This window comes from Microbacterium sp. (assembly GCF_049650565.1).
Classification (GTDB): Bacteria; Actinomycetota; Actinomycetes; order Actinomycetales; family Microbacteriaceae; genus Microbacterium.
In genome coordinates this window covers 57,035-65,071 of the sequence record NZ_JBASAK010000065.1, presented here as the reverse complement: position 1 = coordinate 65,071, position 8,037 = coordinate 57,035, and the positions used below count along the sequence as shown (strand labels likewise).

The following is an 8,037-nucleotide window of genomic DNA, read 5'->3' as shown; positions in this document are numbered from 1 at the left end:
GGTCGGAGGTGCGGCGGTGACCGCGCAGCGCGTGGCGGGTGCGGCGGATGCCGCGGCACTCGCCGCGGCCGACGCGGCATCGGGTGCCGTGACGAGCGGCGAGGATTCCTGTGCACTGGCCGCCCGGGTGGCGGCATCCGCCGGCGGAACCCTGGCCGGATGCCGCATTGACGGGCTCACGGCGACCGTGCGGGTGGAATCCGCGTACGCTGGTCTGGTCGCCGCATCCCGCGCCCGCGCAGGGCAACCCGAGGGGTGACCGGCGAACCCCCACCGCTGCGGAATTCGGAGCGCACCGTCCCTGAGACCCTGTGCTCGCGCCAGGACAGCGGTGTGTATGGTGTGCTTCGGAGAAAGGACGCACTCTTGGCACATGGCAAGAAGCTCGTCATCGTCGAGTCCCCGACGAAGATGCGATCTATTCAGGGCTACCTCGGCGACGGCTATGAGGTGCTCAGCTCCGTCGGTCACATCCGCGACCTGGCCGACAAAAAGGACATCCCCGCCGCCGACAAGCAGGCGTACGGGAAGTACTCGATCGACGTCGACCACGACTTCGACCCCTACTACGTCGTCTCCGACCGGAAGACGAAGACCGTCGCCGAACTCAAGCGCGCGCTGAAGACCGCCGACGAGCTCCTGCTCGCCACCGATGAGGACCGCGAGGGCGAGGCCATCGCGTGGCACCTGCTGGAGACCCTCAAACCGAAGGTCCCCGTCAAGCGCATGGTGTTCCACGAGATCACCAAGGACGCCATCCAGGCGGCCGTCGGCCGCACCCGCGATCTCGACCTGGCGCTCGTCGATGCGCAGGAGACCCGTCGCATCCTCGACCGGCTGTACGGCTGGGACGTCTCACCGGTGCTCTGGTACAAGGTCAAGTCCGGCCTGTCCGCCGGACGCGTGCAGTCCGCCGCCACCCGCATGATCGTCGACCGCGAGCGCGAGCGCATGGCGTTCACTTCCGCCGAGTACTGGGATGTCGAAGCCACTGCGACCTCGGCCGGTCAGTCCTTCGGCGTGCGCCTGGTGCGCATCGACGGCGGCCAGCTGGCCCGCGGAACCGACTTCGACGACACCGGAAAGCTCAAGAAGGCCGTCGTCGTGCTCACTGAGGCCGAGGTCATGGCGCTCGCCGCGGCCGTCGACGAGGAAGGCTCCGCCACCGTCAGCAAGGTCGAGGCCAAGCCCGGCACCCGCAGCCCCTACGCGCCCTTCACCACCTCCACCATGCAGCAGGAGGCGGGCCGCAAGCTCTCGATGAGCGCCAAGCAGGCGATGAGCGTCGCCCAGCGCCTGTACGAGAAGGGGTACATCACTTATATGCGCACCGACTCGGTCGCGCTGTCGACGCAGGCGATCCAGGCCGCGCGCAGCCAGGCCGTCGCGCTGTACGGCGATGCCGCGGTGCCGCTGAAGCCCCGGGTGTACAAGTCCAAGAGCAAGAACGCGCAGGAGGCGCACGAGGCCATCCGCCCGTCGGGTGAGCAGTTCCGCACCCCGGCATCCGTCTCCGCCCACCTCGACCGCGACGAGCAGCGGCTGTACGACCTGATCTGGAAGCGCACCGTCGCCAGCCAGATGTCGGATGCCAAGTACGAGACCACCACGGTCACGCTCGAGGCCGCCGTGGACGGCAAGAAGCTCGAGTTCACGGCGTCCGGCACCGTCTACACCTTCAAGGGCTTCCTGGAGGCGTACGAGGAGGGCCGCGACGAGAAGCGCAACGCGCAGGACGCCGCAGCGAACCAGTCCCTCCCGGCCGTCGCTGTCGGCGACGAGCTGGGAATGGCGGATGCCGAGGCCAAGGGCCACCGCACCAGCCCGAAGCCCCGCTACACCGAGGCCTCCCTGGTGAAGGCGCTCGAGGAGCACGGCATCGGCCGTCCGTCGACGTTCGCGAGCATCATCGGCACCGTCATCGACCGCGGCTACGCCACCAAGCGCGGTCAGGCACTGGTGCCCACCTGGCTGGCCTTCAGCGTGGTGCGGCTGCTCGAGGAGCACTTCGCTGAGCTGATCGACTACGACTTCACCGCCACGCTCGAGGATGACCTCGACGCCATCGCCCGCGGCGAGCAGGACCGCAACGCCTGGCTGCGCTCCTTCTACTTCGGCTCCGACGCGCACGTCGGGCTGCGGCAGGTGGTCGACAACCTCGGCGAGATCGACGCCCGCGCGCTGAACTCCACCCGCATCACCGACACCGCGACCCTGCGCTTCGGCAAGTACGGCCCGTACCTCGAGGTCACGGACCCGGCGAACCCTGAAGCCAAGCCGCGCATCGTCAACGTGCCCGAGGATCTGGCCCCCGACGAGCTGACCGCAGCCAAGGCGCAGGAGCTGGTCGACGCACCCGTGGCCGGCGACCGCGTGCTGGGCGAGAACCCCGAGAACGGCAAGATCGTCGTCGTCAAGGACGGGCGATTCGGGCCGTACGTGCAGGAGAACGACCCGGTGTCCGAGGACGCGGACGTGGATGAAGCCACCGGTGAGGTGGTGGACGCCCCCGCCTCGAAGAAGAAGAAGGCGAAGAAGGAGGCCGCGCCCAAGCCGCGCACGGCGTCGCTGCTGCGTTCGATGTCTGTGGACACCGTCGACCTGGCCGCCGCGCTGCAGCTGCTGAGCCTTCCGCGCGTGGTGGGCAAGGATCCCGAGTCCGGCGAGGAGATCACGGCGCAGAATGGCCGGTTCGGCCCGTACCTGAAGAAGGGGAAGGACTCGCGCTCCCTGGAGAGCGAATCGCAGATCTTCGACGTCACCCTCGAGCAGGCCCTGGAGATCTACGCGCGCCCGAAGTACGGTGCCGGGCGCGCGAGCAGTGCACTGGTCGAGTTCAAGGACCCCGATCCCACCAGTGGCAAGCCGATCCGCATCCGCGACGGCCGCTTCGGTGCTTACGTCACCGACGGCGAGACCAACGTCACCATCCCGCGCGGGCAGACGCCCGACGATGTGACGTTCGAGATCGCCGTGCAGATGCTCGCCGACAAGCGTGCCAAGGGTCCGGCTGCCAAGCGCGGCCGCGGTGGTGCCAAGAAGGCTCCGGCCAAGAAGGCTCCGGCCAAGAAGGCTCCGGCCAAGAAGGCTCCGGCGAAGAAGCCCGCAGCTGGGAAGAAGGCCGCGCAGACCGATGAGCAGAAGGCCGCCGCGCGTTCGGAGGCTGCCAAGAAGGCCGCGGCCACGCGCAAGGCGAACGCCATCGCGAAGGCGGACGCGGCACGGGCAGCGGCCAAGGCAGGCTCGTGACCTCGGAGCGCCCCGGCCTCTGGGTCACGCTGGAAGGTGGCGACGGCTCGGGCAAGACCACGCAGGCCGCGCTGCTGTCGGAGTGGCTCGGCGCGCGGGGCCGCACCGTGCTGCACACCCGCGAGCCCGGCGGCTCAGAGGTGGGCGTGCTGATCCGGAACATCGTGCTGCACCACCGCGGCGAGGTGGTGCCTCGCGCCGAGGCGCTGCTGTACGCCGCCGACCGCGCGCACCACGTCGCAACCGTCGTACGCCCTGCTCTGGCGCGCGGTGAGGTGGTCATCCAGGACCGCTACCTCGACTCCTCGATCGCCTACCAGGGCTCGGGCCGCGTGCTGGATCCCGTCGAGATCCGCGACCTGTCGCTCTGGGCCGCCGAGGGCGCCCTGCCCGATGTCACCGTGCTGATGGACATCGACCCCGCCGCCGCGCGCTGGCGGATGGATGCCGAGGAGCGGCCCTTCGACCGTCTGGAGGCCGAGAAGGCCGACTTCCACACCCGCGTGCGCGAGGCGTACCTGCGGCTCGCGGATGCCGAGCCCGAGCGGTTCCTCGTCGTCGACGCCACGCTGGCCCCGGACGAGATCGCGGAACTGATCCGAGCCCGCGTCGCCCCGCTGCTCTGATCTTCCCCGTGCGCGGCTGTGCGCATCCGCTCGCGTGCGTGGCGAGCGAAGACGCGCAGCGGCGCGGCGACGTCGGACGCCACGGTTAGGCTGGAACGCATGACCGCAGCCGTGACCGCACCGTTCCCGTGGAGCGAGGTGTGGGGCCAGGATGTCGCGGTCGAGACGCTGCGTCAGGCGGCCTCCGATCCGGCGGCGCTCTCGCACGCCTGGCTGATCACCGGCCCTCCCGGCTCCGGCCGCTCCACGCTGGCCTACGCATTCGCGGCGGCGCTCATCGCCGAGCATCCGGGCGACGAGAACACCATGCGACAGGTCATCGCACGCGCCCATCCCGATCTCACCGTACTGCGCACCGACAAGATCATCATCACGATCAAAGAGGCACGCGCCCTGGTGGAGCGCTCCTACTTCGCACCCTCCGCGGGGCGCTACCGCGTCATCGTCGTCGAGGACGCCGACCGCATGGTCGAGCGCACCTCCAACGTGCTGCTGAAGGCGCTCGAGGAGCCGCCGGAACAGACCATCTGGGTGCTGTGCGCGCCCAGCGAGGCCGACCTGCTGCCCACCATCCGCTCCCGCGTGCGTGCGCTGCGGCTGCGTGAGCCCGAGGTCGCCGACGTGGCGCGCCTGATCGCGCTGCGCACCGGCGTCGACGAGGCCACAGCCGAGCAGGCCGCGCGCCATGCGCAGCGGCACATCGGCATGGCCCAGCGGCTGGCCACCGACGACGGCGCCCGCCGCCGCCGCGACCAGACGCTGCGAGCTGTGCTGGGCGTGCGCGGAGTCGGCACCGCCGTCGAGGTCGCCGGGCACATCATCCAGGCCGCCACTGACGATGCGAAGGCGCTCACCGCCGAGCGGGATGCTGCCGAGCGCGCCTCGCTGCTGCGCACCGTGGGCGTGGCGGAGGGACAGGCGGTGCCGCACGCGCTGCGTCCGCAGATCGCCGCGCTCGAGGACGAGCAGCGCAAGCGCGCCACCCGAAGCCTGCGCGACGGCATCGACCGGGTGCTCACCGATCTGCAGTCGCTGTACCGCGACGTGATCATGCTGCAGTTCGGTCGCGAGAGCCAGCTCATCAACACCGAGCTGCGCACCGAACTCGACGCACTGGCCGCTGCGTGGCCCGTCGAGCGCACCCTGATCGCCCTGGACGCCATCGCCGACACCCGCGCCACGCTCGAGCGCAACGTCTCGCCGCTGCTGGCGACCGAGAGCCTCCTGGTGACCATCTCCAGCGGAAGGATCCCGTGACCGATCGCCCACGGCGCGGACTGCGCCGAATCATCACCGTGCTGGCAGGCCTCGCGGCGGCGTCCGTGGCGCTGTCCGGATGCCTGTACGCGCAGATCCCCGTCGAGAGGCCGGCCGCCACCCGAACGGCCGACACGACCGACGTGCTGGCCGACCTGGTGCCGTTCTACTCGCAGAGGCTGGACTGGTCGTCGTGCGGCGCAGGCTTCGACTGCACCAAGGTCAAGGCGCCGCTGGACTGGGAGAACCCCGGCGATGGCGACATCTCCCTGGCCGTGGTCCGCCATCGTGCCACGGGCGCTTCGCAGGGCTCGCTGCTGACCAACCCCGGCGGCCCCGGGGGCAGCGGCTATGACTTCGTGCACGACAGCCTCGACTACGCGGTCGGAGCCACGCTCATCAAGGACTTCGACGTCATCGGGTTCGACCCGCGCGGCGTCGGGCGCTCGACCGCCGTGAAGTGCCTCGATGCCAAAGCCATGGACGAGTTCAACTACGGTGCGATCTCCGAGGCCCGCAACACCTCCGCCTGGGAGGAAGCGGTCAAGGCTCAGGACAAGGTGTTCGCCGACGCCTGCAAGGCGAACAGCGGCGGCATCCTGCCGTTCATCACGACTGTCGACTCGGCCCGCGACATGGATCTGATCCGCGGAGTGCTGGGCGATCGCACCCTCAACTACCTCGGTTACTCGTACGGGACGTTCCTGGGCGCCACCTACGCCAAGCTGTACCCGCAGCGCGCGCAGCGCCTGGTGCTGGACGGGGCGATGGATCCCACGGTGCCGAGCCTGCAGGTCGGCACCGCCCAGGCGATCGGTTTCGAGTCGTCGCTGCGCGCCTACATGAAGAGCTGCCTGGCCGACTCCGGCTGCCCGTTCAACGGCACCGTCGACGAGGCGCTCAGCGACGTCCGCGCCCTGCTGGCGACGGTGTCGCGGACGCCGTTGAAGAACGCCGACGGACGCGTGCTCACGGTCGACAGCATGATCACCGGCATGATCGCCGCGCTGTACAGCCAGGACAGCTGGACGTATCTGACGAGAGGTTTCACCTCCGCGCTGCAGGGGAATGCCTCGGTCATGATGGCGCTGGCTGACTCGTACAACGGCCGCGCCTCCGACGGCACCTACACCGACAACACCACCGAGGCGTTCCAGGCGTACAACTGCATGGACTATCCGCTCGATGACAGCGCGGCGGCCGAGGACGCGGCTGTAAAGGTGCTCGAGGCGCACGCGCCGACCTTCGCACCGTACTGGCAGGGGCCCGACCTCTGCGAGGAGTGGCCCTACCCGCCCACGGGTGCGCGCGAGGCGATCACCGCAGCCGGGTCCGGCCCGATCGTCGTGGTGGGCACCACGAACGACCCGGCGACGCCGTACGTCTGGGCGGAGTCGCTGGCGAAGCAGCTGGAGAACGGCACGCTGATCACCCGAGTGGGCGAGGGGCACACCGGCTACAACAAGGGCAACAGCTGCGTGGACGACGCCGTCGAGGCGTTCCTCACCCGGGGAACGGTTCCGAAGAACGGGCTGCGCTGCGAGTGAGGCGCCGTCGGTTTCACTGTGACGGCATCGTCATAGTAGGATCGTTTCTCGTGCCGCAGTGCGCTGCGCACGCCACCTTAGCTCAGTGGTAGAGCATCCCACTCGTAATGGGAAGGTCGTCAGTTCGATCCTGACAGGTGGCTCCGCAAGGGCCCGGAAGCATCCTTCTCGGGCCCTTCTTCATACCCTCCCGGCGCGGGATCCGCGTACGCTCGGGGGATGAGCAGAGCACTCCTGATCGTCGATGTGCAGAACGACTTCACCGAGGGAGGCGCGCTGGCCGTCGCGGGAGGGGATGCCGTGGCGTCCGGCGTCAGCGCATTCCTCGCAGAGCATGCGGGGGAGTACGCCGCGATCATCGCTTCGCGCGACTGGCACGATGCGGACAGCGACAACGGCGGACACTTCGCGCCCGAACCGGACTACGTCGACACGTGGCCGGTGCATTGCGTGGCCGACACCGACGGCGCGGCCTACGATCCGCTGCTGACCACGGACGCCGTCACCCACCACGTGCGCAAGGGCCAGGGCGTCCCCGCCTACTCGATGTTCGAGGGCACCACGGAGCAGGGCGACACCGTCGGCGACATCCTCGCCGCGCACGGCGTGACGGATGCCGACGTCGTGGGGATCGCCACCGATCACTGCGTGCGCGCCTCAGCCCTGGATGCGGTGGCACACGGCGTGCACGTGCGGGTGCTGACCGGCCTGATCGCCGGCGTCGGCGAGGAGTCCAGTCAGGCGGCGCTCGCGGAGCTCGCGCACGCCGGTGCGGAGCTGGTCCCGGCTGGTTCGGTCGCTCGGTGACGGCTGTCCGCTGCGCACTGCTGCTGCGGGCCGTCAACGTCGGCGGGCGCAACCGCGTGCCGATGGCCGAGTTGCGCGCGCTGCTGGCCTCCCGTACGGATCTCACCGACGTCAGCACGTACATCGCCAGCGGCAACGTGATCTGCAGCGTGGGCGGCGATCTCGAGGAGGCATGCACGGAGGTGCGCGAGCTGATCCACGAGGCCTTCGCCGTGGACACGCCGGTGATCGCCCGCACGCACGACGAGCTCGTCGCCGCTCTCGCCGAGAACCCGTTCCCGGATGCAGCGGCCGACAGGATGCTGCACGTGATGTTCCTGGAATCCGAGCCGACTGTCGGCGCCGAGCGGGCGCTGGGCGAGAGGCTGCAGCCGGGGGAGCGTGTCGCGGTGCGCGGGCGCGATCTGTGGATCGACTACGGCATGAGCGGCGTGGCCGGCACGAAGCTCACCAGACCGGTGCTGGATCGCGCCCTCGGCGTGGCGGGCACCGCCCGAAACCTGCTGACCCTGCGCAAGCTCGTCGATCTCACGGCCTGACCCGTACGCTGG

7 protein-coding genes and 1 tRNA gene are annotated in these 8,037 nt (G+C 69.7%); all 8 read left to right on the top strand.

Annotated features, from left to right (window positions below; genetic code table 11):
- Positions 1–259, top strand: a 259-nt coding sequence (locus tag WA967_RS11605) for a helicase (protein WP_424422643.1), incomplete at its 5' end; no start/stop codon positions are given.
- 107 nt (positions 260–366) lie between these two features.
- Positions 367–3,249, top strand: coding sequence for a type I DNA topoisomerase (gene topA / locus WA967_RS11600; protein ID WP_424422641.1), 2,883 nt, complete (start codon positions 367–369; stop codon positions 3,247–3,249).
- Positions 3,246–3,875 carry a dTMP kinase gene (tmk, locus tag WA967_RS11595; RefSeq protein WP_424422639.1) on the top strand — a complete coding sequence of 210 codons (630 nt, stop codon included), beginning with the start codon at positions 3,246–3,248 and terminating at the stop codon, positions 3,873–3,875. The genes topA and tmk overlap by 4 nt, the downstream gene beginning before the upstream one ends.
- Positions 3,876–3,974: 99 nt before the next feature.
- Positions 3,975–5,132 (top strand): DNA polymerase III subunit delta', encoded by a 1,158-nt coding sequence (locus WA967_RS11590; protein ID WP_424422636.1) that lies wholly within the window; start codon positions 3,975–3,977, stop codon positions 5,130–5,132.
- Positions 5,129–6,679, top strand: a complete 1,551-nt coding sequence (locus WA967_RS11585; protein WP_424422633.1) for an alpha/beta hydrolase — start codon at positions 5,129–5,131, stop codon at positions 6,677–6,679. The genes WA967_RS11590 and WA967_RS11585 overlap by 4 nt, the downstream gene beginning before the upstream one ends.
- Positions 6,680–6,750: 71 nt before the next feature.
- Positions 6,751–6,822 (top strand) — tRNA-Thr (locus WA967_RS11580).
- 76 nt (positions 6,823–6,898) lie between these two features.
- Positions 6,899–7,486: an isochorismatase family protein gene (locus tag WA967_RS11575; protein ID WP_424422631.1), complete on the top strand. Its 588-nt coding sequence runs from the start codon at positions 6,899–6,901 to the stop codon at positions 7,484–7,486.
- Positions 7,483–8,025, top strand: a complete 543-nt coding sequence (locus WA967_RS11570) for a DUF1697 domain-containing protein (protein WP_424422628.1) — start codon at positions 7,483–7,485, stop codon at positions 8,023–8,025. The genes WA967_RS11575 and WA967_RS11570 overlap by 4 nt, the downstream gene beginning before the upstream one ends.
- Positions 8,026–8,037 lie beyond the last annotated feature (12 nt).

What these genes read in the sequence shown, in the direction of transcription:
- WA967_RS11590 (WP_424422636.1), top strand. Translation starts at nt 3,975, where the DNA reads ATGACCGCAGCCGTGACCGCACCGTTCCCGTGGAGCGAGGTGTGGGGC.
- WA967_RS11575 (WP_424422631.1), top strand. Translation starts at nt 6,899, where the DNA reads ATGAGCAGAGCACTCCTGATCGTCGATGTGCAGAACGACTTCACCGAG.